Annotated in this window: 19 protein-coding genes; all 19 read left to right on the forward strand. The window is 40.6% G+C overall.

The features are described from left to right. The first annotated feature begins 46 nt into the window (after positions 1 to 46). The 19 genes from bshC (at position 47) to MKZ05_RS07505 (ending at position 24,525) form a co-directional block, all read left to right on the forward strand. Entirely contained in the window at positions 47 to 1,666 is a 1,620-nt protein-coding gene (gene bshC, locus MKZ05_RS07415; RefSeq protein WP_339162032.1) for a bacillithiol biosynthesis cysteine-adding enzyme BshC, read from the forward strand. 128 nt (positions 1,667 to 1,794) lie between these two features. After that, on the forward strand, positions 1,795 to 2,226 hold the full coding sequence (gene mraZ, locus MKZ05_RS07420; protein WP_003211163.1) for a division/cell wall cluster transcriptional repressor MraZ: 432 nt from the start codon (positions 1,795 to 1,797) through the stop codon (positions 2,224 to 2,226). Positions 2,227 to 2,292: 66 nt separating this feature from the next. Further along, positions 2,293 to 3,225: a 16S rRNA (cytosine(1402)-N(4))-methyltransferase RsmH gene (gene rsmH, locus MKZ05_RS07425; protein ID WP_127686901.1), complete on the forward strand. Its 933-nt coding sequence runs from the start codon at positions 2,293 to 2,295 to the stop codon at positions 3,223 to 3,225. Between the two features lie 37 nt (positions 3,226 to 3,262). Continuing rightward, positions 3,263 to 3,610, forward strand: a complete 348-nt coding sequence (gene ftsL, locus MKZ05_RS07430; RefSeq protein ID WP_106029731.1) for a cell division protein FtsL — start codon at positions 3,263 to 3,265, stop codon at positions 3,608 to 3,610. A gap of 7 nt (positions 3,611 to 3,617) precedes the next feature. Continuing rightward, positions 3,618 to 5,768, forward strand: a complete 2,151-nt coding sequence (locus MKZ05_RS07435) for a penicillin-binding protein (RefSeq protein WP_034620042.1) — start codon at positions 3,618 to 3,620, stop codon at positions 5,766 to 5,768. A gap of 125 nt (positions 5,769 to 5,893) precedes the next feature. Beyond that, positions 5,894 to 7,813: a stage V sporulation protein D gene (locus tag MKZ05_RS07440; RefSeq protein ID WP_339162035.1), complete on the forward strand. Its 1,920-nt coding sequence runs from the start codon at positions 5,894 to 5,896 to the stop codon at positions 7,811 to 7,813. A 212-nt stretch (positions 7,814 to 8,025) separates the two neighbouring features. Next, the gene (locus tag MKZ05_RS07445) at positions 8,026 to 9,501 is read left to right on the forward strand and encodes a UDP-N-acetylmuramoyl-L-alanyl-D-glutamate--2,6-diaminopimelate ligase (protein WP_050945101.1); all 1,476 of its coding nucleotides are present in this window, start codon (positions 8,026 to 8,028) and stop codon (positions 9,499 to 9,501) included. Between the two features lie 135 nt (positions 9,502 to 9,636). Beyond that, entirely contained in the window at positions 9,637 to 10,611 is a 975-nt protein-coding gene (gene mraY / locus MKZ05_RS07450; RefSeq protein WP_003211854.1) for a phospho-N-acetylmuramoyl-pentapeptide-transferase, read from the forward strand. Beyond that, positions 10,612 to 11,967, forward strand: a complete 1,356-nt coding sequence (murD, locus tag MKZ05_RS07455) for a UDP-N-acetylmuramoyl-L-alanine--D-glutamate ligase (protein WP_251191303.1) — start codon at positions 10,612 to 10,614, stop codon at positions 11,965 to 11,967. A gap of 59 nt (positions 11,968 to 12,026) precedes the next feature. Further along, a complete protein-coding gene (gene spoVE / locus MKZ05_RS07460) occupies positions 12,027 to 13,127 on the forward strand; it encodes a stage V sporulation protein E (RefSeq protein WP_003212197.1) in 1,101 nt (366 codons plus the stop codon). A gap of 197 nt (positions 13,128 to 13,324) precedes the next feature. Then, complete coding sequence (murG, locus tag MKZ05_RS07465; RefSeq protein ID WP_003212323.1) at positions 13,325 to 14,419, forward strand: undecaprenyldiphospho-muramoylpentapeptide beta-N-acetylglucosaminyltransferase; 1,095 nt, start codon at positions 13,325 to 13,327, stop codon at positions 14,417 to 14,419. A gap of 31 nt (positions 14,420 to 14,450) precedes the next feature. After that, a complete protein-coding gene (murB, locus tag MKZ05_RS07470; RefSeq protein ID WP_003212095.1) occupies positions 14,451 to 15,362 on the forward strand; it encodes a UDP-N-acetylmuramate dehydrogenase in 912 nt (303 codons plus the stop codon). A 127-nt stretch (positions 15,363 to 15,489) separates the two neighbouring features. After that, entirely contained in the window at positions 15,490 to 16,269 is a 780-nt protein-coding gene (locus MKZ05_RS07475) for a cell division protein FtsQ/DivIB (protein ID WP_339162041.1), read from the forward strand. After that, a complete protein-coding gene (locus tag MKZ05_RS07480; RefSeq protein WP_003211621.1) occupies positions 16,266 to 16,955 on the forward strand; it encodes a DUF881 domain-containing protein in 690 nt (229 codons plus the stop codon). Before MKZ05_RS07475 ends, MKZ05_RS07480 begins: the two co-directional genes overlap by 4 nt. A 20-nt stretch (positions 16,956 to 16,975) precedes the next feature. Beyond that, complete coding sequence (locus tag MKZ05_RS07485) at positions 16,976 to 17,701, forward strand: DUF881 domain-containing protein (RefSeq protein WP_106029729.1); 726 nt, start codon at positions 16,976 to 16,978, stop codon at positions 17,699 to 17,701. Beyond that, positions 17,701 to 18,069 (forward strand): small basic family protein, encoded by a 369-nt coding sequence (locus MKZ05_RS07490; protein ID WP_003210988.1) that lies wholly within the window; start codon positions 17,701 to 17,703, stop codon positions 18,067 to 18,069. The genes MKZ05_RS07485 and MKZ05_RS07490 overlap by 1 nt, the downstream gene beginning before the upstream one ends. A gap of 159 nt (positions 18,070 to 18,228) precedes the next feature. After that, positions 18,229 to 19,551, forward strand: a complete 1,323-nt coding sequence (gene ftsA, locus MKZ05_RS07495; RefSeq protein WP_050945096.1) for a cell division protein FtsA — start codon at positions 18,229 to 18,231, stop codon at positions 19,549 to 19,551. Positions 19,552 to 19,584: 33 nt separating this feature from the next. Further along, positions 19,585 to 20,730, forward strand: coding sequence for a cell division protein FtsZ (ftsZ, locus tag MKZ05_RS07500; protein ID WP_003211613.1), 1,146 nt, complete (start codon positions 19,585 to 19,587; stop codon positions 20,728 to 20,730). 291 nt (positions 20,731 to 21,021) lie between these two features. Continuing rightward, positions 21,022 to 24,525 (forward strand): S8 family serine peptidase, encoded by a 3,504-nt coding sequence (locus MKZ05_RS07505; protein WP_339162045.1) that lies wholly within the window; start codon positions 21,022 to 21,024, stop codon positions 24,523 to 24,525. Positions 24,526 to 24,611: the final 86 nt, after the last annotated feature.

Here is a 24,611-nt window from a genome sequence, read left to right on the forward strand (position 1 = left end):
TTTTTTCGGGAAACTAACTATTTATTGAAGAAAGGAAGTTCTAAACATGCAATTGACTGAACTTTCCATCCGAAGTCAGAATTTATTCATACGTGATTATATAGAAGAAAAAAAAGAGATGACGACTTTTTTTGATTATGATATACATTCTGAGCACACATGGAAAAAGAGATACGACGATCTCATGGAAATGAGCTTCCCGCGCGAGGCTTTAGCGGATTATATGAGCGCGTACCACGCAAAGTTTGAATCGAAAGCGATGCGCCAGAACATTGAAAAGATCCGTGATGAACGGAGTGTCATGGTGGTCGGAGGACAGCAGGCTGGTCTATTAACAGGACCGCTTTATACCATACATAAAATCATATCCATCATTCAGTTTGCAAAAGAAAAAGAAACAGAGCTTGGCGTCCCGGTGATTCCGGTCTTTTGGGTAGCCGGTGAGGATCATGACGTAGATGAAATTAATTTTGTGTACACATCTGGCGAAAAAGGGCCAGTGAAACAAAAGCTGTCATTACATAACGTCAAAAAAGCGGCTGCGAAAAGAATCCCGCTTGATCAAGAAAAAACCGAGACATGGCTCCGTGATGTGTTTTCAACGTATGAAGAATCTGCATACACCAATGACTTGTTTGATCAGCTTCTTCGATGTTTACGCAAATCACAAACGTTTACTGATTTCTTTGAATGGATTGTATGTGACCTCTTTGAAGAGGATGGACTGCTTTTATTTAATTCAGGTGACTTAGGTGTCAAACCACTCGAGCGTCCGTTATTCAAGCACATTGTCGAGACAAATGATGCAGTTACTGCTCGCTTAAATGAATCACAGGCTGCTATGAAACGAGCAGGATATCAGCCAATTATTGAAGCTGGTGACAATCAGGCGAATCTGTTTTACGAATATGATGAGGAACGTTTCCTGATTGAAAAAGAGAACGGCCGGTTTTCTATATCAGAAGTGGGGCTTACGTGGACGAAGGAAGAGCTTTTGCAGGAAGTGGAGGAGCACCCAGAACGGTTTAGCAACAATGTGGTGACACGTCCCTTGATGCAGGAAACCCTTCTCCCGACACTTGCCTTTATGGCAGGACACGGTGAGGTTAACTATTGGGGAGAACTGAAAGGAATCTTTGAGCATTTTAAATTAAAGATGGCGCCTGTTCTTCCGAGACTGCATGTAACCCTTCTTGAAAGGCACATCGACAAGAAACTGTCAGTTAGAGAACTGTCGGTAGAAGAAGTGCTGACAAATGGAGTGAAAGAAAAGAAAGAAGCGCACTTTCAGCAAAGTCTTCCAGACAGCTTTGTTCAAGCGGTTCAACACGCCAAACGTGAATTAGCAAATGCTCATGACGTGATGAGACAAGAAGCACTGGAGATTGAACCAAACTTCGAGCAGCTGCTAGATAAAAATGCCAAATTTATTGAAGACCAGCTTCAATTTGTTTATCAAAAGGTTGCGCAGCGTGTGGAAGAGAAGGAAGGATATATCCTTCGGGACTTTGAACGGATTGAAAATAGTTTAAAACCACTAGATGCTCCGCAAGAAAGAATTTGGAATATCATGTACTTTTTAAACAAATATGGTCCAGAATTCTTCAAAACATTCAAAAATATGCCATTTTCATTTCAAAACAAGCAACAAATTGTCAAACTTTGAAATAAAGTTTTAATGAACCCTGACTAGTTCAGGGTTTTTTTTTATGTAGAAACAGTGTAGAATAAGTTTTGTGGAGAGAAGTGGTGGATAGTGGAGAGTATGGGTGAGAAAGTGGGGCTCTGATTATCATGTTCATGGGTGAATACCAACATACGATTGATACAAAAGGGCGCATGATCATCCCTGCTAAATTTAGAGACGGTCTCGGAGAACAGTTTGTGCTGACGAGAGGGCTTGATCAATGTTTATTTGGCTACCCTATGAGTGAGTGGAAACTAATCGAAGAGAAACTCAAAGCACTACCGCTAACGAAAAAAGATGCACGTGCGTTTACCCGGTTCTTCTTCTCTGGCGCAGTCGAATGCGATCTGGACAAGCAGGGGCGTATTAACATCGCATCAAACCTACTCCAATATGCAAAACTCGAAAAAGAATGTGTGGTCATCGGCGTTTCAAATCGAATTGAGTTGTGGAGTAAGTCGATCTGGGAACAATATACAGAAGAGCAAGAAGATTCTTTTGCTGAAATTGCTGAAAACATGATTGGATTTGATATATAATAATCCCTTGTGCAGCAAGCTTTCTACACATTCATTTCTATTTGAAAAAGGTGGGACCATAACATCATGTTTCAACATGAGACAGTATTATTAAAAGAAACAGTTGACGGTTTAAACGTAAAAGAAGACGGTACATATGTGGACTGCACGCTAGGCGGAGCAGGTCATAGCTCATATTTACTATCTCAATTATCAGAAAAAGGAACATTGATTGGATTTGACCAAGACGATGCTGCACTGGATCATGCACGAGAGAAGCTCGCGGATTCTAAAGCGAACATTCTTTTCATAAAAAGCAACTTCCGATATTTAAAAGAACGTCTGAATGAACAAGGTATTACAAACGTAGACGGTGTGATTTTTGACCTTGGGGTATCATCTCCTCAGCTCGACACACCAGAGAGAGGCTTTAGTTATCACCATGATGCACCTCTTGACATGCGAATGGATCAATCAGCCGCATTGTCGGCAAAAAAAGTGGTGAATGAATGGCCATTTGAAGATCTAGTTCGGATTTTCTACAAATATGGGGAAGAAAAGTTCAGCAAGCAAATCGCACGAAAAATTGAAGAAGCAAGAAAAAAAGCGCCAATTGAAACAACGGGTGAGCTTGTCGACATTATCAAAGAAGGAATTCCGGCACCTGCAAGACGAACTGGCGGACATCCAGCGAAAAGAGTGTTTCAAGCGATCCGAATTGCCGTAAATGATGAATTGAAAGTATTTGAAGAAGCACTAGAACAAGCAATAGAGTTACTCAATCCGAAGGGGAGAATTTCTGTCATTACATTCCATTCACTTGAAGACCGGATTTGTAAAAGTACATTTAGAGAAATGTCTTCTCTTCCAGAACTTCCGCACGGACTACCAGTGATTCCAGAAGGACTTGAACCAAAGCTGAAGCTGATCACGAGAAAACCGATCGTTGCATCAGAACAAGAGCTGGAACATAACAACCGTGCCCGTTCAGCGAAGCTCCGAATTGCAGAAAAAAAGTAAAACGACACCATAGATGATGATAAAAAGGAGGTTTCTTATGAGTAATTTGGCTTACCAAAGAGAAGTGAAGCACCATCAAACAGAGCAGCAAGGCCAATCGGTTGTCATTAAAAGAAGAGGTTCTATCACACTTGGTGAAAAAATCTTACTTGTCATGTTTGTCATGGCTCTTATGTGCAGCTCGATTCTCATCATTTCTAAAGCTTTTGCTGTCTATCACGCCAATATCGAAGTGCAGAAGCTAGAACAGCAAGTATCTTTAGAATCGAAGAAGATCACTGAGCTACAAAAGGAAAAAGACTTGCTGAGTGAACCAGAAAGAATCATTGATGCCGCAAAAAAAGCAGGCTTAACTATTTCGAAAGATGTTAAGAAGGTCGATTAACATGGCGATGCCTAAAAAGAATAAAATGATGAACAGAGGCGCGGCAATTGCGAGTATTTGCTTCGCCCTGTTTTTCTTTATCATCCTAGCACGTTTTATCTATATTCAAATTACAGGAACGGTTGATGGACAAGTATTAGCTGCCAAGGCAAATGAACAATATCAATCGAAGAAAACACTTGAAGCAAAAAGAGGATCTATTTTAGACCGGAATGGAAATGTGATCGCTGAGGATACATCTGTGTATAAGCTCATTGCGGTCATGAGCAAGAAAATGACAGTGGACCCTAAGCATCCAATGCATGTCGTCGATAAAGAAAAGACGGCAAAAGAGCTCTCGAAAGTCATCGATATGAGTGAAAGCGAAATTTTAAAGCGTCTCAATACAAAAGATGCATTCCAAGTGGAGTTTGGTAAAGCGGGGAAGGATATTAGTTTTTCAACGAAGGAAAAAATTGAAAAGCTAAAGCTTCCAGGTGTTGCTTTTGAAAAAGACACGAAGCGATATTATCCTAACGGCATGTTTGCTTCTAACCTAATCGGTTATGCCAGATTAAATGAGGCGACAAAGGACATGTCAGGTGCAATGGGACTTGAGAAGGCACTGAACAAATTTTTAAAAGAAAAAGACGGCTATGTGACATATAACAGTGACAGAAGCGGATGGGCATTGCCGAATAGTAAAGAAGACATTGTCGCCCCGAAAGACGGGAAAAATGTCACGCTGACCATCGATCAGAAAATTCAAGCGTTTCTTGAAGAAAGTATGACGCAGGTTGCCAAAAAGTATAAGCCGAAGAAAATCATTGCCACAGTCGTTGATCCGAAAACTGGGAAGGTTCTCGCGATGGGGCAGCGGCCAAGCTTTAATTTAAATGAACTAGACATTACGAATTATAACAATGATGTGATTTCATATGCGTTTGAACCAGGTTCAACGATGAAGATCTTTACCCTCGCTGCGGCGATCCAAGAAGGGGTCTACCAAGGCAATGACAAATATCAATCTGGTACTTATAAAGTAGGCGGCGGCCTTGTGCGAGACCACAACAACGGAAATGGCTGGGGGAAAATTGACTTTCATCAAGGAGTTCTTCGCTCGTCAAATGTGGCCTTTGCAAAGCTTGCAAAAGAAAAACTAGGCTTCACACGCTACGAACAATATTTGCAGAAGTTCCATTTCTATGACAAAACGGGGATTGACTTGCCGAACGAAGCGTCTAGTAAAATCAATTATAGATATGAATATGACAAAGCATCGACAGCTTATGGTCAAGCATCAGCCATCACACCGATTCAACAAATCGAAGCAGCCACTGCGATAGCAAACGGCGGAACAATGATGAAGCCATATGTCATTGACCATATTACAGACCCGAACACAAACAAAACGATTTTGCAGCACGAACCAACAGCGGCAGGAAAACCGATTTCATCTGATACAGCGAAGCAAGTTCGTGACATTTTAGGTGAGGTTGTTTCCTCGAAAATTGGAACAGGTCAGCCTTATCAAATCAAAGGCTTCGACGTTGCTGGAAAAACAGGAACGGGACAAATTGGCGGTGCCGGCGGTTACCTCCAAGGAAGAAACGATTACGTCTTTTCATTTATGGGAATGGCGCCAAAAGATGATCCGAAGCTACTTGTTTATGTGGCTGTCCAGCAGCCGCAGCTGTCTGAAACAGAAACGGGGTCAGCTCCGGTTTCTCAAATCTTTAACCCTGTCATGAAAAATAGTTTGCTATATTTAAATATTGCACCAACAAAAACAGACGATAAGAAATCAGGCGAACAAAAAGTGAAACAAGAAACGATGCCTTCATTCCTGGATTTAGAAGTGAAGCAGGCAGAAACAGAAGTCAAAAATAAACACTTAACACCTGTTGTCATCGGCGACGGTCTGTCCATTAAACGCCAGTGGCCGAGTGCGGGCTCTGAATTCTCTGAAAGCCAGAAAGTCTTCTTGAAAACAGCAGGGAAAACCATTAAGATGCCTGATATGACAGGCTGGTCCAGAAGAGAAGTCCTTCAATATGCTTCGATTGCCGGTGTGCATATAGAAACAAATGGACAAGGATATGCTGTGAAACAAAGTGTCAAAAGTGGAGCGGAGATTTCAGACAAAGTCGTCACTGTGACATTTAAAAGCCCAAATTAACTGTAAACCTAGCAAATCACTTGCTAGGTTTTTTCTTTTGCTCCAGCAGAATATCACGGTGCGTTCTACAAAAGGACGGACCTGCATATGATGAAAACAAGCCATATGTAAGGAGTGAACCGGGCGTGCGAGTGTCGAGTGTAACAGTGAGAAAACGATTGCTTTTCGTGCTGTTGTTTGGGGTGATCATTTTTTTCATCATAGATACTAGATTAGGATATGTGCAGTTTATTATGGGTGAGAAGCTGACAAGCTTAGCAAAAGATTCATGGAGCCGAAACCTTCCATTCGAACCGGAACGAGGAGATATTTTGGACCGGAATGGGGTAGAGCTTGCGACGAACAAAAGTGCTCCATCTATTTTGGTCGTCCCTCGGCAAATTAAAGATCCTGCAGAAACAAGTAAGAAATTGGCAGCTGTGCTGAATATGTCTGAAGAAAAAGCGTACAAGCACGTCACGAAAAAAACATCAATTGAACGAATTTCTCCTGAGGGCAGAAAGGTATCTCATGAAAAAGCAAAAGAAGTAAGAGAGCTTGATTTAGAAGGTGTGTATGTAGCAGAAGACAGCATCAGACATTATCCGTTTGGCAGCTTTCTTTCACATGTACTGGGCTTTGCTGGAATCGATAATCAAGGCTTACTTGGACTTGAAGCCTACTATGACGATGACCTAAAAGGCGAAAAAGGGTCTGTGAAGTTTTATTCTGATGCAAAAGGGCAGAAAATGCCAGATGAAGCAGACGATTATACACCGCCTAAAGATGGTCTTGATATGAAATTAACAGTCGATGCAAAAGTACAAACCATCATAGAACGGGAATTAGACAACGCGCAGGCAAAGTATAATCCAGATGGTATGATTGCGATTGCGATGAATCCGAAAAATGGTGAAGTGCTAGGAATGTCAAGCAGACCAGATTTTGATCCAGCTGACTATCAATCAGTTGACTCAAAAGTGTTTAACCGAAATCTTCCGGTGTGGAGCACATATGAGCCGGGTTCGACATTTAAAATTATTACACTTGCAGCAGCATTAGAAGAGAAGAAAGTGAATTTAAAACGCGATTCATTTTTTGACAGCGGATCTGTGACAGTTGATGGTGCAAGACTCAGGTGCTGGAAAAAAGGCGGGCACGGATCACAGTCATTCTTGGAAGTAGTTCAAAATTCCTGTAACCCTGGCTTTGTAGAGCTAGGAGACCGTCTTGGTAAAGAAAAATTATTTTCTTATATCAAAAATTTCGGATTTGGCCAAAAAACCGGAATTGACCTTCAAGGAGAAGGACGGGGCATTTTGTTCCCGCTTGATCGTGTAGGTCCTGTAGAGCAGGCGACCACCGCCTTTGGTCAAGGTGTATCTGTTACGCCAATTCAGCAAGTAGCTGCAGTAGCAGCTGCAGTAAATGGTGGGACACTTTACACGCCTTATATTGCAAAAGAATGGATAGATCCAATCACAAAAGAGGTTGTGAAAAAGCAATCACCGATTGCCAAAAAGAAAGTGATTTCAACAGAGACATCTAAAGAAATCAGGTATGCACTTGAAAGTGTAGTCGCTCAAGGAACTGGCCGAAATGCATTTGTTGAAGGATATCGGGTCGGCGGAAAAACAGGAACAGCACAGAAGGTAAAGGACGGAAAGTATATGGAGAATAACCACATTGTGTCGTTTATCGGATTTGCGCCTGCAGATGACCCAAGTATCGTAGTCTATGTAGCTGTGGATAACCCAAAAGGCACCATTCAATTTGGTGGTACCGTTGCCGCACCAATTGTTGGTCATATTATGCGAGATAGCCTGCCTGAGATGGGTGTAAAAAAAAGAAAAGGCCAAATTGAAAAGAAGTATCAGTGGCTGGACACAAAAACCATTGAAGTACCGAATCTTGTAGGAGGATCTGTTTCAGATCTTGAATCCCTCTTGATCAACCTAAAGATCGATGCCTCAGGAACTGGCAGTAAAGTAGTGAAGCAATCACCTGCTGCTGGGACAAAGGTCAAAGAAGGCTCCACGATCAGATTATACTTAAACGATGAATAATAAAGAATGAACAGAGGGTAGCCGCACTCATTTGGCTGCCTCTTTTTGTTGAAAGAGAAGGCCAGTTTGAAAAAAAGAGTCCAAAGTGTGTTTTTTCCAACAGAAACTTAAGGAATACGCTGGATGTATCCTTTTTTTTACGATAAAATATAGACTGTGTGTTTTTTTCACAAGACATGCACGTGAACGAATTTGAGAGGTTTGATATGAAAATGAAATTACAAGAACTGCTTACATACTTTAAAAGTGAAAACAACGAATTGATAAACGAAAATCCTGATATCACTTCCATTGAAATGGATTCAAGAGAGGTGAAAAAGGGAAGCCTTTTTGTCTGTATAAAAGGTTATACAGTAGATGGACACGATTATGCTGAAAAAGCGGTGAAAAGCGGGGCTGCTGCCATTGTAGCAGAACACCCTCTTAACATAACAGAGGTACCAGTCATTATTGTGAAACACTCTCAAAGAGCACTTGCAAGAATAGCTGATGCGTTTTATGAACAGCCCACTCATAAGCTGAATCTCATCGGGATCACAGGCACAAACGGAAAAACCTCAACAACACACATGATCGAACAAATGATGAGAAAAGCCGAGAAGAAAACAGGCTTAATCGGTACGATGTATATGAAGGTGAATGATGACATTCTCGACGTGAAAAACACCACACCTGAAAGTGTCACACTTCAAAAAACGTTTAAACAGATGCTTGATCAAGATGTAGACACAGCCATCATGGAAGTATCATCACATGCCCTCCATCTTGGCAGGGTGCATGGATGTGATTATGATATTGCTGTTTTCACAAATCTTACGCAGGACCATCTTGACTACCACAACACAATGGAAGAATATAAACATGCGAAAAGCTTGCTGTTTTCTCAGCTCGGAAGTGCCTTTCATCACAATAAACCGAAGCATGCGATTTTAAATGCAGATGATGAGGCTTCGAGTTATTTTGAAAAAGTCACAGCTGCTGAAGTCATGACGTATGCCCTAGAGCGAAAAGCAGATGTCATGGCAAAAAATATTCAAATCATGCCGAAGGGAACTCAATTTGATTTGGTCACTCCAATCGGCACCAAGAAAGTGACGGTTGCCCTCGTCGGAAAGTTCAATGTGTATAATATCCTCGCAGCTGTATCAGTTGGGATCGTATCTGGCTTAACATTTGAGACGATCGTGAGTGCGATTGAAGAGCTGGAAGGAGTCAAGGGCAGATTTGAACTTGTAAACTGCGATCAAGACTTCCCTGTCATCGTCGATTACGCACATACACCTGATAGTTTAGAAAATGTCCTCACAACATGTAAAGAATTAACAGAGGGCAAAATTTTCTGCGTGATTGGCTGCGGCGGCGACCGTGATAAAACAAAGCGTCCTCAAATGGCTCAAATCGCTGTGAAATATGCAGATGAACCTGTATTTACATCAGACAACCCAAGAAGCGAAGATCCTTCAGCCATTTTAAAAGATATGGAAAACGGGGTACCAGACGCATATTATCATAGCTTTGTGAATCGGAAACAAGCGATCTTCTTTGCCATTGCCAATGCGAAAAAAGGCGATACAGTCTTAATAGCCGGTAAAGGCCATGAGACCTATCAAATTATTGACGATCAAGTCTATGACTTTGATGATGCAAAGGTTGCTATTGACGCTATTTTAGATCTAAACAAATCTTAAAATGATGAAAAGAGTGTAATGAAATGAAGCATTTTGTACAAAAACAACATACGAAGAACGCGAATGAATACCATAATAATGAATGCAATTTTCTGATGGAAAACGGCTTTGGAAATTCGGAAGGAGTAAAGAACGATGCTTGAACAGGTGATATTGTTTACAATCATAATGGGATTTTTAATCAGTGTTCTTTTATCCCCGATTTTTATACCGTTTTTAAGAAGACTAAAATTTGGTCAAAGTATTAGAGAAGAGGGCCCGCAGTCCCACCAAAAGAAATCTGGGACGCCGACAATGGGCGGCATCATGATTATCTTTTCTATCACTATTACAACAATTGTGATGATCAACAAATTTTCTGAGATTAGTCCAGAAATGTTTTTACTGTTATTTGTCACACTTGGTTACGGCCTATTAGGATTTTTAGATGATTATATTAAAGTAGCGATGAAACGAAATCTTGGATTAACATCGAAACAGAAATTAATCGGTCAAATTGTGATCGCTGTGATCTTTTATGCAGTTTTCCATTATTATCAGTTTGCAACGACGATTCGCATTCCAGGAACAGACGTCAGCTTTGATTTAGGATGGGCTTACTTTATCCTTGTTGTTTTCATGCTTGTCGGAGGTTCTAATGCCGTAAACTTAACAGATGGACTGGATGGCCTCTTATCTGGAACCGCTGCTATTGCTTTCGGAGCATTTGCTATACTGGCTTGGAATCAATCCCAGTATGATGTAGCGATCTTTTCAGTAGCTGTTGCAGGAGCCGTTCTTGGCTTCCTTGTGTTTAACGCACATCCTGCAAAAGTATTTATGGGTGATACAGGTTCTCTAGCATTAGGCGGAGCCATTGTAGCAATTGCGATTTTAACGAAGCTTGAAATTTTACTTGTCATTATTGGTGGAGTATTTGTTGTTGAGACGTTATCCGTTATTCTTCAAGTCATCTCCTTTAAAACAACCGGCAAAAGAATCTTTAAGATGAGTCCGCTTCATCACCACTATGAGTTAGTTGGCTGGTCAGAGTGGAGAGTAGTTGTCACCTTCTGGACAGCTGGTTTATTACTTGCTGTTTTAGGAATTTACATCGAGGTGTGGTTATAATTGAATAAGATGCAAATGTTAAAAAACGAACATGTACTAGTATTAGGTCTTGCTAAAAGCGGATATGCGGCAGCTTCAATTCTTCATGAACATGGAGTAAATGTGACGGTAAATGATCAAAAACCGTTTGAAGAAAATGAACCTGCTCAGCTACTTTCTGAAAAGGGGATTGATGTCATTTGTGGCAGTCATCCTCTTCGTATATTCGAAGATAAAGACATTACAATTTTAATTAAAAATCCAGGCATTCCATATGAAAATGTGATGGTTCAAGAAGCACTTCGTCGCCAAATTCCAGTTTGGACGGAAATAGAATTAGCATATCATTTAACCTCATCTCCTTTTATTGGGATTACTGGATCGAATGGAAAAACCACTACCACGACATTGATTTATGAAATGCTGAAACAAGACAGCAAAAAAACATTAGTGGCGGGTAATATTGGAACAGTTGCCAGTGAAGTCGCTGCAAATGCAGCTGGCGATGAGTGGATCGTAACAGAACTCTCTTCTTTTCAGTTAATGGGAACAGTTGAATTTAGACCTAAAATCAGCTTAATATTAAATATTTTTGATGCACATTTAGATTATCACCACACTCGTGATGAATATGAAAAAGCAAAGCAGAAAGTATTCGCACATCAACAGGAAGATGACATCGCTGTAATTAACCTAGATGATCCTTCCGTTGTAAAACTAGCAGAAGGTTCAAAAGCAAAAAAAGTGTTTTTCTCAGTGAAAGAGCCAGTAGAACATGGTGCGTTTATTCAACATGGTGCAATTTACTACATGAATGAACATATTATTGATGTAAAGGATGTTGTCCTTCCTGGTGAGCATAATCAAGAAAACATTCTGGCAGCTATTTGTGTTGTAAAAAATGCAGGCTGCTCAAATGAAGCAATCGTTCATGTTCTCACGACATTTGGTGGAGTGAAGCATCGTCTTCAATTTGTAGATACAATTCAGAGTCGTAAATTTTATAACGATAGTAAAGCAACTAATATTTTGGCAACAAGTAAAGCATTGTCAGCCTTCGAACAACCGACTATTTTATTAGCAGGTGGACTTGATCGAGGCAATGAATTTGATGAGTTGAAACCTTTTATGAAACATGTCAAAGGAATTATCACATTTGGTGAGACTGCACCTAAGTTTGTGAAGCTTGGTGAAGAGCTTGGAATACATCACGTAAAACATGTCGATAATGTTGAACAAGCAGTACCTGCGGCGTTTAACATATCTGAAGAAGAAGACGTGATTTTATTATCTCCGGCTTGTGCAAGCTGGGATCAACATAAAACATTTGAAGAACGTGGAGACATGTTTGTAAACGCCGTGCATATGCTTAAATAAGGGCTTGTCTCTCATATGACTGACAGCCCAAATGAAATTATGCTTGGGGTGTCGGTCTCTTGACGAATAAGAAAACTTCTCCGGATTTTTTGCTTGTTGTCATTACGTTACTTTTATTGACGATTGGTTTAATTATGGTGTACAGCGCTAGTGCAGTGTGGGCATCGTATAAATTTGATGATTCGTTTTATTTTGCAAAAAGACAGCTTTTGTTTGCCGGAATCGGAGTTATCGCAATGTTTTTCATTATGCGAGTCGATTATTGGACGTGGCGGACTTGGTCAAAGATATTGATTGCTGTTTGTTTTCTCCTTTTGCTGCTTGTACTTATTCCTGGTATCGGTATGGAGAGAAATGGATCAAGAAGCTGGATCGGTGTCGGAGCGTTTAGTATTCAGCCCTCTGAATTTATGAAGCTTGCGATGATTGCGTTTCTTGCAAAATTCTTATCTGAAAAGCAAAAAAATATCACATCCTTTCGAAAAGGTTTTGCCCCAGCTTTAGGCATTGTATTTTCTGCATTTGCCATCATCATGCTTCAACCGGATCTGGGAACAGGAACGGTGATGGTTGGAACCTGTATTATTATGATATTTGTTTCAGGTGCGAGAATTGCTCACTTTATATTTCTCGGTCTTATAGGGCTCAGCGGGTTTGCTGCACTTGTCTTATCAGCACCCTACCGAATAAAACGAATTACATCTTATTTAAATCCTTGGGAAGATCCACTAGGCAGTGGGTTTCAAATTATTCAGTCCTTATACGCTGTTGGTCCAGGTGGTCTGTTCGGAATGGGACTTGGTCAAAGTAGACAAAAATTCTTCTATTTACCTGAGCCCCAAACGGACTTCATCTTTGCGATATTGTCTGAAGAGCTTGGCTTTATAGGGGGATCACTCATTTTACTCCTCTTTAGTGTTCTATTATGGAGAGGCATACGAATAGCACTTGGAGCCCCAGACTTATATGGGAGTTTCCTAGCAGTTGGTATTATTTCAATGGTTGCCATTCAAGTAATGATTAACATCGCAGTTGTCACTGGACTTATTCCTGTGACAGGTATCACGCTCCCATTCCTTAGTTATGGCGGCTCATCATTGACATTAATGCTGATGGCGATTGGCGTACTTTTGAATGTCAGCAGGTACGCAAGATATTAGCGTGCTGAAGCTAATGAAACCATGTTGACGTTTATTTTGCAAAAGTATAAAAAAATGATTTGAAGAGTGAAAATGACAGTTTTTGTTTCGAAAACGTTTATTTTGACTCTTCTTTACAGGTTTTAATGGAGCCCTGTTGTTTAAAACAGGGTTTATACTTTGTTCAGAGCAGAAAAAAATTGAGGGGAAATGGTATAATGCGTATAGTAATCAGTGGAGGCGGAACAGGCGGACATATTTATCCGGCCTTAGCCTTTATTAAAGAAGTGAAAAGACTGCATCCTGATGTGGAATTTTTATATATCGGTACTGAAAATGGACTTGAAAAGAAAATTGTAGAAAGAGAAAATATCCCTTTCAAGGCAATAGAAATTTCAGGTTTTAAACGAAAGCTTTCCTTTGATAACGTCAAAACGGTGATGAGATTTTTAAAAGGCGTTCAAAAAAGCAAATCTTACTTAAAAGAATTCAAGCCTGATGCGGTTATTGGAACAGGCGGTTATGTGTGTGGGCCTGTTGTTTATGCGGCTTCTAAGCTGAAGATCCCGACCATTATACACGAACAAAACAGCCTGCCTGGTATTACAAATAAGTTCCTAGCGAGATATGTTAATAGGGTAGCCATATGCTTTGATGAGGCAAAGGCACATTTTCCTTCTGAAAAGGTTGTATTTACGGGAAACCCTAGAGCCTCTGAAGTCGTCTCTATAAAAGAGGGGAAATCTCTTAAAGAATTCGGGCTCGATGAAAAGAAAAAAACGGTTCTTATTTTCGGCGGGAGTCGAGGTGCTGCTCCTATCAATAGAGCAGTGATCGAAATGCAAGATGATTTAAAGGCTAAAAACTACCAGCTTTTATATATCACAGGTGAGGTTCATTATGAAAAAGTGTTGAATGAACTAAAGGAAAAAGGTGCAGCACCTAATATGATTACCAAACCTTTCTTGCATCAAATGCCAGAGTACCTGAAATCGATCGATGTGATTGTTGCAAGAGCAGGAGCTACAACAATTGCTGAAGTAACGGCTCTTGGAATCCCAACCATTTTTATTCCGAGCCCATACGTGACGGCAAATCATCAGGAAATCAATGCAAGATCACTTGAAAAACATGATGCTGCGATTGTTTTAAGAGAATCAGAGCTTTCAGGGGATCGTTTGCTGCATGCCATTGATGAAATTGCTGGTAATGAAGAAAAACTCAACCAAATGAGCCGTTTAACGAAAGAACTCGGAGTACCAGATGCGGCTACACGATTATATAATGTGTTAAAAGAAATTACGACTACATGATGGAATGATATTAGGTAAGGCGGAGGGTAATATGGAGAACTTGAAGAATGAATTATTAGAAGCGCAAGTTGGTAAAGTACTTGAAAATGAGCCGCTTGCAAATCATACAACAATGAAAATAGGCGGACCAGCAGATCTTTTGATCATCCCAAAAGATATCGATGCAGTGAAAACGATCATGGATCATGTGAAAAAACACCATACGAATTGGACGGTCATTGGAAGAGGATCTAATTTACTTGTCCTTGATAAGGGAATTCGAGGAGTTGTCCTAAAGTTAGGTGCTGGACTGGATCACCTAACTGTAAATGATGAAGAAATTACAGTAGGCGGCGGCTACTCTGTCGTAAGGCTCGCGACATCACTTAGTAAACAGGGGCTTTCAGGACTGGAATTCGCAGCTGGTATTCCGGGATCTATTGGAGGCGCTGTTTATATGAACGCAGGTGCACATGGATCTGATATCAGTAAGATTCTTGTGAAAGCCAGAATCTTATTTGAAGATGGAAGCATCGAGTGGCTCACAAATGAACAAATGAATTTTAGCTATCGAACGTCAGTCCTACAAAAGGAACGACCTGGCATTGTTCTAGAAGCTGTGTTTAAGCTCAAGCAGGATGACCGCGAAAAAATCACAAAGAAGATGCAGCAAAATAAAGATTATCGTAAAGAAACTCAGCCTTATAACCGGCCATGTGCTGGCAGTATTTTTCGAAATCCGCTGCCTGAATATGCAGGACAGCTTGTAGAAAAAGCGAATTTAAAAGGATACCAAATCGGCGGAGCTAGAATTTCTGATATGCACGGCAACTTTATTGTCAACGCTGGTGGAGCAACTGCTCAAGACGTGCTGGACTTAATTCAGTTCATCCAAAAGAAAATTAAAGAAGACTACAACGTAGAGATGCATACAGAAGTAGAAATTATCGGTGAAGAAAATTAACAGCTAGTTTTTATGAATGATGGCATCTGAGGAAAACAAACGGCATGAAAGAATGCCGTTTGTTTTCTCATCAAAATGATGACCCAAAGGTGTGGACAAGCAGCTTTGAATGAGGTGAAGAGTATATATGCGGCCTGATCATGAAAATGAAAAGATCGTCAATATAGAAGAGCGAATTCCTAAAATTAAAGAACAAAGGAAGCAAAAAGCGAATCGGAGACTGATCTCTTTTATACTACTGTTTTTTATCATGGTTTTAATTATTATTTATTTGCAGACACCTATCAGCAAAATTTCTTCTTTAACCATCACAGGTAACGAGCATGTCTCAACAAAACAGCTTGTTAAACTTTCACAAATTAAAGAAGGCGAAACAGAGTTTTGGAATTTAAATAAAGATTTAACAGCAGATCATTTGAAACAAAATAAATTGATTAAAAGTGTCAGTATCAAAAAGCATTTCCCAAATAAAGTGAGTATTGCTGTCAAAGAATATGCAAATATTGCGTATCTTCAAAAGGGAAATCTATATTATGAGCTTCTTGAAAATGGGACCGCTTTACCAGAAGAAGTGACACCGAGTCATGCAGGACCTATTTTTGTCGATTGGGACAATAAGGAGAAGCTAAAGCAAACTGTTAAATCTTTAAATCAACTGCCAGCCTCTATTCAGGAACTCATCTCAGAAATATATTATGTGCCGACCAATTCAAACAAGTGGCTAGTTAAATTTTATATGAATGACGGAAACACTGTGATTGCTTCAATTAAAACATTCGGTGATAAAATCAAAACCTATCCAGCCATTGTAAAAGAACTTTCATCATCTGAAAAAGGCACAATCCATATGGAAGTCGCTACGTATTTCGAAGCGTTTAAATCTAAGAAAAAGGAAGATGAGCGTTGAGAGGCAAAACAGTTATATTCTCGATTGTCATGCTTGTTCTTGGTTTTCTGATTTCTTTTTCATACCAATATACAAAGCAGCATCAGGCAGATGTCATTCGAACAGAGCAATGGAAAAAAGAATACTCTCTGAAAAGTCAGCTCACAACGCAAGAAAAGGCGAATCAGAAACTCGAAAAAGAATTATATAGTCTTCAATCAAAGGTACAAGCAACGGAGTCCAATTTGAAAAATGAAAAAGAGCAATATTTTAATGTGCTGGAAGATGTTGAGAAATATAGAATGTTTACAGGAGAGATCGGTGTAAAAGGAAAAGGGGTAAAAGTGTCTCTTGAAGATGCATCTTATATCCCGAGTGGACAAAATGTTAATAATTACATTGTGCATGAGAGCCACATTTTTCATGTGATAAACGAACTATTTATATCAGGGGCTTCTGCTGTATCTATTAATGGGCAAAGAATCACACACCAATCATACATACATTGTAACGGTCCAGTTGTCACAGTAGATGGTGTTCAGCATCCAGCACCATTTGTCATATCTGCTATTGGTGATCCAGCTGTGTTAATACCTGCTTTAAATATTGCAGGGGGAGTGGTCGATCAGCTGACAAGTGATCACATTTCAATGACGATCGAGAAAACGGATATTCGTATGAACCCTCTTTTAAGAAACAAAGATTAAAAGTGAAAAGGTGAGTGGTGTTGAGGAAAAAGAAGCCTTTACTTAGTTTAACAGCTTTAATGATCATATTTGGCATCATGGTCTCCATCCAATTTAATTCCTTACAAAAGCCCAAAGTTCGTGATACTCGTGATGTGTGGGAACTGAGAGAGGATTTATCTGCATCTAAAAGTAAGGAATTGGATTTGCTCAAAGAAATTGATAAATACGACGAGATGCTAAAAAAATATGGTCTTCAAGGAGACCGATCAAAAGAAGCACAATTAACAAAAACATTAAAGGATTTAAAAGAAAAGGCTGGTTTTACAGAAGTGGAAGGGGAGGGGATTGAAATTGAAATATCTCAGCTTTTTTCCAAGGACCTTACCGGAGAAGAAGTGAAAAATATCCCACCTGATCTTCTGAAAAAGTTAATGAATGAAGCCAATATGTTTGGGGCAAAACATATTTCCATCAATGATCGCCGTGTCATTAATACAAGTGTGATTCGAGATATTAATGGCACGACAAAAATGGATGGCTACAGCTTAGATAGTGATGAAGTCACCATTAAAATGATTAGTGAGCAAGCCGACAAATTATACAGCCGTTTAAATGTATCAGATATTGGTGATTTGTTTGCTCAGGAAAACTTCAGCTTGAGTATGAGCCAGCCGAAGAAAAAAATCCACTTAAAAGCATATGACGGTGCAATTCAAGTAAACGAATTGAAGCCTCTTGACGATGTAAAGGAGGGAAAATCTTAATGTGGCTTCCTGTACTTGGCTTAATCATAGGAGTTGCGATCGGTTTCTTAACTAATTTTACGATACCGAATGAGTATTCTAATTATCTTTCCCTCGCTGTACTTGCTGCGCTTGATACATTGATTGGTGGAATCCGGGCACATCTGCAAGGGGCATACGATGAACTAGTGTTTGTATCAGGCTTCTTCTTTAATATTATACTGGCAATAAGTTTAGCTTTTCTGGGCGTCCATCTTGGTGTAGACTTATACTTAGTCGGAATGTTTGCATTCGGCGTTAGATTGTTTCAAAATATAGCAGTTATTAGAAGAATTCTCCTAACAAAATGGACAATTTCTAGAGAAAAAAAGAAAAAAAGTGAGTCATAAAAAAGGATATACATATGATGTAACGAATATTTTCAGTAATCCTAATAAAAAATGTTGATTTTTTAAGTTTTGTTACACACTTGTAAAAACACATTCATTGTATTGTTGTTCAGCAAATAATAGAATAGAAAGTATTGATATGTGAGGAGGTGCCATAGAATGAACAACAATGAAATTTACGTCAGCCTTGACATCGGTACATCCAATATAAAAGTCATCGTCGGAGAAATGGCGGATGATTCGCTTAACATTATAGGTGTTGGAAATGTCCCTTCAGAGGGGTTAAAAAAAGGATCGATTGTTGATATAGATGAGACAGTTCATTCTATTAGACAAGCATTTGAACAGGCTGAGAGAATGGTAGGTTTTCCTTTACAAAAGGCGATTGTCGGAATTAACGGAAACCACATTCATATTCAGAATACGAGCGGCGTAGTCGCAGTATCTAGTGAAAACAAAGAAATACATGCTGAAGATGTGAGACGTGTCTTAGATGCTGCACAAGTAGTATCTATTCCTCAAGAACATCTCGTCGTAGACGTGATTCCGAGACAATTTATCGTCGACGGAAGAGATGAGATCACAGATCCGAAAAAAATGCTTGGTGTTCGGCTAGAGGTGGAAGGATCGTTAATTACAGGTTCTAAAACGATTCTACATAACTGGCTCCGATGTGTAGAAAGAGCTGGAATTGAAATACTGGATATATGCTTGCAGCCACTCGCATCGGGCTCGGCAGCATTATCGAAAGATGAAAAAAATCTTGGGGTAGCTCTTGTCGATATTGGCGGCGGATCTACAACGATTTCCGTATTTGAAAACGGGCATCTCTATTCTACTCACAGTATCCCTTTGGGCGGAGAGAACATAACAAAAGATTTGTCTATAGGACTTAGAACTTCCACTGAAGAAGCTGAACGAATCAAAAAACAATTTGGGCATGCGTTTTATGATGAGGCATCGACTGAGGAGACATTTGAAGTTTCTGTGATCGGTACTGATCAAAAACAAACGTATACACAAATTGATGCGGCTAACATTATTGAAGCGCGGCTGGAAGAAATCCTGCTCTTTGTGGCAGAGGAATTAAGAAATATGGGTGTCCATGATTTGCCTGGTGGATTCGTTCTAACAGGTGGACAGGCAGCCATTCCAGGTATCCTTTCTCTTGCACAAACAGTCTTGCAAAACAATGTCAGGATTGCAAGTCCGAATTATATCGGGGTGAGAGAGCCTCAATATATGACAGGAGTGGGTCTGATCCACTTTGCTTATCGCAATGCAAAGATTCAGGGCAGACAAGTTGGATTCCAAATGCCAGATGAGGCGTTTCATGAAGTAGGCGCATCCATGGAGCCGGTTTCTTCTGCACCACAAGTGAAAGAAGCGCAGCCAAGACCGAAAGTAAAACAACAAGCACAACAAGAGACAAATAAAAAACCGGGCAAAATGAAAAAACTATTTAATATGTTCTGGGAATAGAATTAGATTTTCGACGGATTAGGAGGATTCAGCATGTTGGAGTTTGAAACAAATATAGACGGCCTAGCATCAATTAAAGTAATCGGAGTAGGTGGCGGCGGGAATAACGCTGTCAACCGAATGATTGAAAATGACGTACAAGGTGTCGATTTTATTGCAGTCAATACTGATGCACAGGCGTTAAATCTATCAAAAGCAGAAACTAAAATGCAAATCGGTGCTAAGCTGACAAGAGGGCTTGGAGCAGGTGCGAATCCTGAAGTCGGTAAAAAAGCTGCTGAGGAAAGCAAAGAGCAGATTGAAGAAGTATTAAAAGGCGCAGACATGGTCTTCGTTACAGCTGGTATGGGCGGTGGAACTGGTACGGGTGCTGCACCTGTCATTGCAAAAATCGCAAAAGATTCTGGTGCATTGACAGTTGGAGTTGTGACTCGTCCTTTCACATTTGAAGGAAGAAAGCGTCAGCTTCAAGCAGTTGAAGGAATTGCTTCTATGAAAGAAGCCGTTGACACATTAATCGTGATTCCAAACGATCGCTTGCTGGAAATTGTTGATAAAAACACGCCAATGCTGGAAGCATTCCGCGCGGCAGATAACGTGCTTAGACAAGGTGTTCAAGGGATTTCAGATTTAATTGCAACACCAGGTCTGATTAACCTTGACTTTGCTGACGTGAAAACCATCATGTCCAATAAAGGTTCAGCTCTTATGGGTATTGGTGTCGCAACAGGTGAAAACCGTGCTGCGGAAGCCGCGAAGAAAGCCATTTCCTCACCACTTCTAGAAACAGCAATCGATGGTGCTCAAGGTGTCATCATGAACATTACGGGTGGAACGAACCTAAGTCTTTATGAAGTGCAAGAAGCGGCGGATATTGTGGCTTCTGCATCTGACGAAGATGTAAACATGATTTTCGGGTCTGTCATCAATGATAACTTGAAGGATGAAATTGTGGTGACTGTGATCGCTACTGGATTTATTGAGCAAGAACCAGAAGTGACAAAATCACAAAGAAACCCATTAGGACAAGGATTAAAGCAAAATCAATCCATTCCTCAAAAACGTGAAGTAAAACGTGAAGAACATCAACAGCCATCATCTCAGCCAAGACAAAATACACAATCAAGTGATGATACGCTAGACATTCCAACGTTCTTACGCAACCGCAATAAACGCTAATCGAGTATAGCTTAACCCCTTCCATTGGAAGGGGTTTTTTTATGTCTCAACTTATAAGGGTTTCTAATCAAAAAGTCATAAATACGTGAAAGCTACTTCAATTTCCATATGTAATTTGACTTATGGTGTTTAAGAAAAAAGAATCATTTTTACTCCCTCTTACAAAAAACGACAAAATGATGAACTTTATTTGACTACATTAAATAGAACACCATGAATCTTGTCATGAACAACAGAAGGAAAGGAGTGGGACCTATACTCTGTTTGGCCATTTGAGGAGGAGGGATTTGATTGAAATTGAAGTTTCGCAAGACCGCCGGCTATCGTTTGATGAGTCTTTTGGTGATTGGTACTTTAACGATGACAAGCTTTGGGACGGTTCAAGCAACATCGACTTCTACCTCATATCAGGAGGAAGCTGTCTCCTCTAAGACTACAAAAGCAAAGATCTCATCTAGATTAATGAAGCAGTTTCAGCAGGATGATCAGGTGACTTTTTTAATCAAAATGAAAGAGCAAACAAATACGCAAAATGTGGCGAAGGAAGCGGTGATCAAAGCCAAAAAACAGAAATTAACAGCGGCTAAAACGCAATACACAAAAAGATCAGCTGTCGTATCCGAATTAAGAGCAACGTCTGAAAAGACGCAGGAAGCGCTCCTTACGTATTTACAAAAGGAACAAAAGAAAAAGCAAGTGAAGGAGATTCATTCGTACTATATTGTGAATGGTTTAGCGGTGACGGGAACGAAAGAAGTCATGGAAAAGGTGGCTGCCTTCCCAGAAGTAGATCAAGTGTTGCCAAATGAAACCCGTCAAATTCACCGGCCGGTTGATTTGAAGACGAAGCAGAAAAAACAAATGAAAGCAGTAGATGGAGTCGAGTGGAACATTTCTCAAGTTCATGCTCCAGAAGCGTGGGCTTTAGGTTATGACGGTACTGGTACAGTTGTGGCAAGTATTGATACAGGAGTGGAATGGGATCATCCTGCTTTAAAGGAAAAATACCGCGGATTTGATCCAGCACATCCGAATGAACCAACTCATGAATTCAATTGGTACGATGCTACGACAGGATCTGAAGCGCCATATGATGATTTAGAGCATGGTACACATGTAACGGGAACGATGGTTGGCTCTGAGCCAGATGGAAAGAATCAAATCGGTGTCGCACCGGGCGCAAAATGGATTGCGGTGAAAGCTTTCTCAGAAGATGGTGGGACAGATGCTGATCTGCTTGACGCAGGTGAATGGATTTTAGCACCAAAAGATGAGGCCGGCAACCCGCATCCAGAAAAGGCACCTGATGTCGTCAATAACTCTTGGGGCGGTGGGCCTGGTATTGATGATTGGTATAAAGATGTCGTCAATGCTTGGAGAGCGGCGGACATCTTCCCAGAGTTTTCAGCTGGCAATACCGATTTATTCAACCCTGGTGGTGAAGGATCCATTGCGAATCCTGCGAACTATCAAGAGGTCTTTGCAACGGGTGCTACGGATCAAGATAACAAATTGGGGTCTTTCTCGCTGCAAGGTCCGTCTCCATATGGTGGCATGAAACCAGACATTGCCGCCCCAGGGGTAAACATTCGTTCATCCATTCCTGGGAAAGGGTATGAGGATGGCTGGAATGGGACGTCGATGGCTGGTCCGCATGTTTCAGCTGTTGTGGCTCTTCTTCGCCAAGTACAGTCAGATCTTTCTGTTGAAGAGATTGAACAAATTCTGATTGATACAGCGAAGCCGTTAACTGATCAGCAATTCCCGGAATCCCCAAACAATGGCTATGGGGCAGGTTTAGTTGATGCAAGAGAGGCGATTACGGTATTAACAGATGGAATTGGCATGATTGAAGGACAGGTGACAAACGAAGATGTTCATTTAGATGATATGAAAATAACAGATCAAGCCTTGACTCAAAAAGATAAGGCGGTACACCCACATAAGAAGCCTGCGAACATAAAAGAATTGAAAAAGGAAAAAAATCTAGCTGGTCCGTCCATCAAAGCTCTTCCAATGAAAGCGGAAATTAGTGTTCTTGAAAGCGGCAAGTCAACGTACACAGATGAAGCGACAGGGAGATATCAGCTTTCTCACAGTGCAGGAAAATTCACAGTGAAAGCGGAAGCTTACGGATTTGAATCACGCACACAAACCGTCCATATTTCTTCAAATAAAACGGCAGAGGCGAATTTCGCCTTACAGCCACTAAAGAAACGAACGATATCTGGCACAATTGCCAACGAAACAACGGGTGAAAAGATAAAGGATGCCACGGTTTATCTTGTAGAGGATGCGAAAATTAAGCCGGTGAAAACAAATGAATCTGGCGAATTTTCTCTAGAGGCATTGAGCGGTGTCTATACCGTCAAAGTATTTGCCAAAGGATTTAAAGGATATTCTTTTACAGCAGATGTGACAGAAAAGCCAGTTGGAAAAAACATTCAGCTAGAGCCATTCATCGGCTTTGCTGGGGAAATTGGCTACGATGATGGAACAGCTGAAAATGCGAGAGCCTTCTATGATCCTGGCAATGGCTGGGCTGTGAAGTTTTCATTAGAAAAGGGGAAGAAACAAGCGCAACTCACAGGAGGGCTTTTCCGTTTCTGGTCATCAGAGTGGCCAGCTCCTGGAGGGAATGAATTTGCAGTTGAAGTGTATGACGCTTCTGGGAAGAACGGAGCTCCAGGGGAGAAAATGGCAGGACCTCTAAAAGCAAAAGCGCTGCGTAATGGGGAATGGACAAAAGTAGATTTAGAAGATCAAGCCATTACGGTGGATGGAGATTTCTATCTTGTCTATATTCAAACGAAAAAGAATACGGAATCTCCAGGGCTTGCAACTGATGAAGATGGACCAAATGCTGAAAGAAGCTGGCAGCTGACAAGCGGTGCATTTTCTCCTTCTCCAAAAGAAGAGGGAAATTATATGATTCGTGCGCTTGTTGACTATGAAGCAGATGTGCCAGAGATTACATCTCCAAAGGCAGGCGTCATTACGAACAAAGATGAACTGGAGATTGAAGGCAAAGCCTCTCCTGGGCTTGATGTAGCGATCTATCAAAACGACGAAGAGATTGCCAAAGTGAAAGCAGATCAGTCAGGCGCCTTCAAAGAAAAGGTCACAGTTTCAAGTGGAGAGCATGTATTCACGGCTGCAACTGTTACGGATAAAGGTGCAACAAAACGATCTACACCAGTAAAGGTAATCATTGATCAAACAGCGCCAGCGCTCACTATCGATACACCGAAAAAAGGGGAAAAGACGAATAAAGAATCGCTCACTGTAGAAGGAAAGGTGACAGATGATCATCTTGATCAAGTCACCGTAAATGGAAAAAAGGCAACCATAAAAGAAGGGAAGTATTCCGTAAGAATACTGCTTGAGAACGGGAAAAATATGATCAAAGTCACAGCGAAAGATGCAGCAGGAAACAAAACAACTAAAAAAATCAATATCGATGTTCAATACGAGGCACCTGAGATTTCTAAGCTGACTCCAGCAGAGAATGTCCATCTGGCATCAGGGGAGTCTGTTAAAATTTCATTTCACAGCAGAGAAAAGCTAGACGCAACGTTTGTCATTCACATGCCGCTGACAAACGCGAGATCAAAGCTTCAAAATACTACAGAGCTGCCGCTTCGCGAAGTATCGAGCGGAACGTATGAAGGCTACTGGACTGCTACTTCTACCGCTAAAGCAAAAGGTGCGGTCATTGAAGTAATTGTGCGAGATGATTATGGAAATGTCACAAGACAAAAAGCTTCAGGTACATTAAACATCAATGAAAAGTAACTTAAACAAAAGACACGACTTCTTGGAGCGTGTCTTTTTTCTTTCAACAATTGTTTGAAGGCTTGTCCAGAAGAATATTCTCTCTC

Origin of the sequence: Bacillus sp. FSL M8-0277 (genome assembly GCF_037975305.1) — a bacterium.
Lineage (GTDB): Bacteria > Bacillota > Bacilli > Bacillales > Bacillaceae > Bacillus > Bacillus pumilus.

Bases quoted from the DNA above. Each gene is read 5' to 3' on its own strand.
- MKZ05_RS07490 (WP_003210988.1), top strand. From the start codon at position 17,701: ATGTGGCTTCCTGTACTTGGCTTAATCATAGGAGTTGCGATCGGTTTC.
- ftsL (WP_106029731.1), top strand. From the start codon at position 3,263: ATGAGTAATTTGGCTTACCAAAGAGAAGTGAAGCACCATCAAACAGAG.
- MKZ05_RS07435 (WP_034620042.1), top strand. From the start codon at position 3,618: ATGCCTAAAAAGAATAAAATGATGAACAGAGGCGCGGCAATTGCGAGT.
- murG (WP_003212323.1), top strand. From the start codon at position 13,325: ATGCGTATAGTAATCAGTGGAGGCGGAACAGGCGGACATATTTATCCG.
- bshC (WP_339162032.1), top strand. From the start codon at position 47: ATGCAATTGACTGAACTTTCCATCCGAAGTCAGAATTTATTCATACGT.
- MKZ05_RS07475 (WP_339162041.1), top strand. From the start codon at position 15,490: ATGCGGCCTGATCATGAAAATGAAAAGATCGTCAATATAGAAGAGCGA.
- mraZ (WP_003211163.1), top strand. From the start codon at position 1,795: ATGTTCATGGGTGAATACCAACATACGATTGATACAAAAGGGCGCATG.
- ftsZ (WP_003211613.1), top strand. From the start codon at position 19,585: ATGTTGGAGTTTGAAACAAATATAGACGGCCTAGCATCAATTAAAGTA.
- mraY (WP_003211854.1), top strand. From the start codon at position 9,637: ATGCTTGAACAGGTGATATTGTTTACAATCATAATGGGATTTTTAATC.
- ftsA (WP_050945096.1), top strand. From the start codon at position 18,229: ATGAACAACAATGAAATTTACGTCAGCCTTGACATCGGTACATCCAAT.
- murB (WP_003212095.1), top strand. From the start codon at position 14,451: ATGGAGAACTTGAAGAATGAATTATTAGAAGCGCAAGTTGGTAAAGTA.
- MKZ05_RS07445 (WP_050945101.1), top strand. From the start codon at position 8,026: ATGAAATTACAAGAACTGCTTACATACTTTAAAAGTGAAAACAACGAA.
- rsmH (WP_127686901.1), top strand. From the start codon at position 2,293: ATGTTTCAACATGAGACAGTATTATTAAAAGAAACAGTTGACGGTTTA.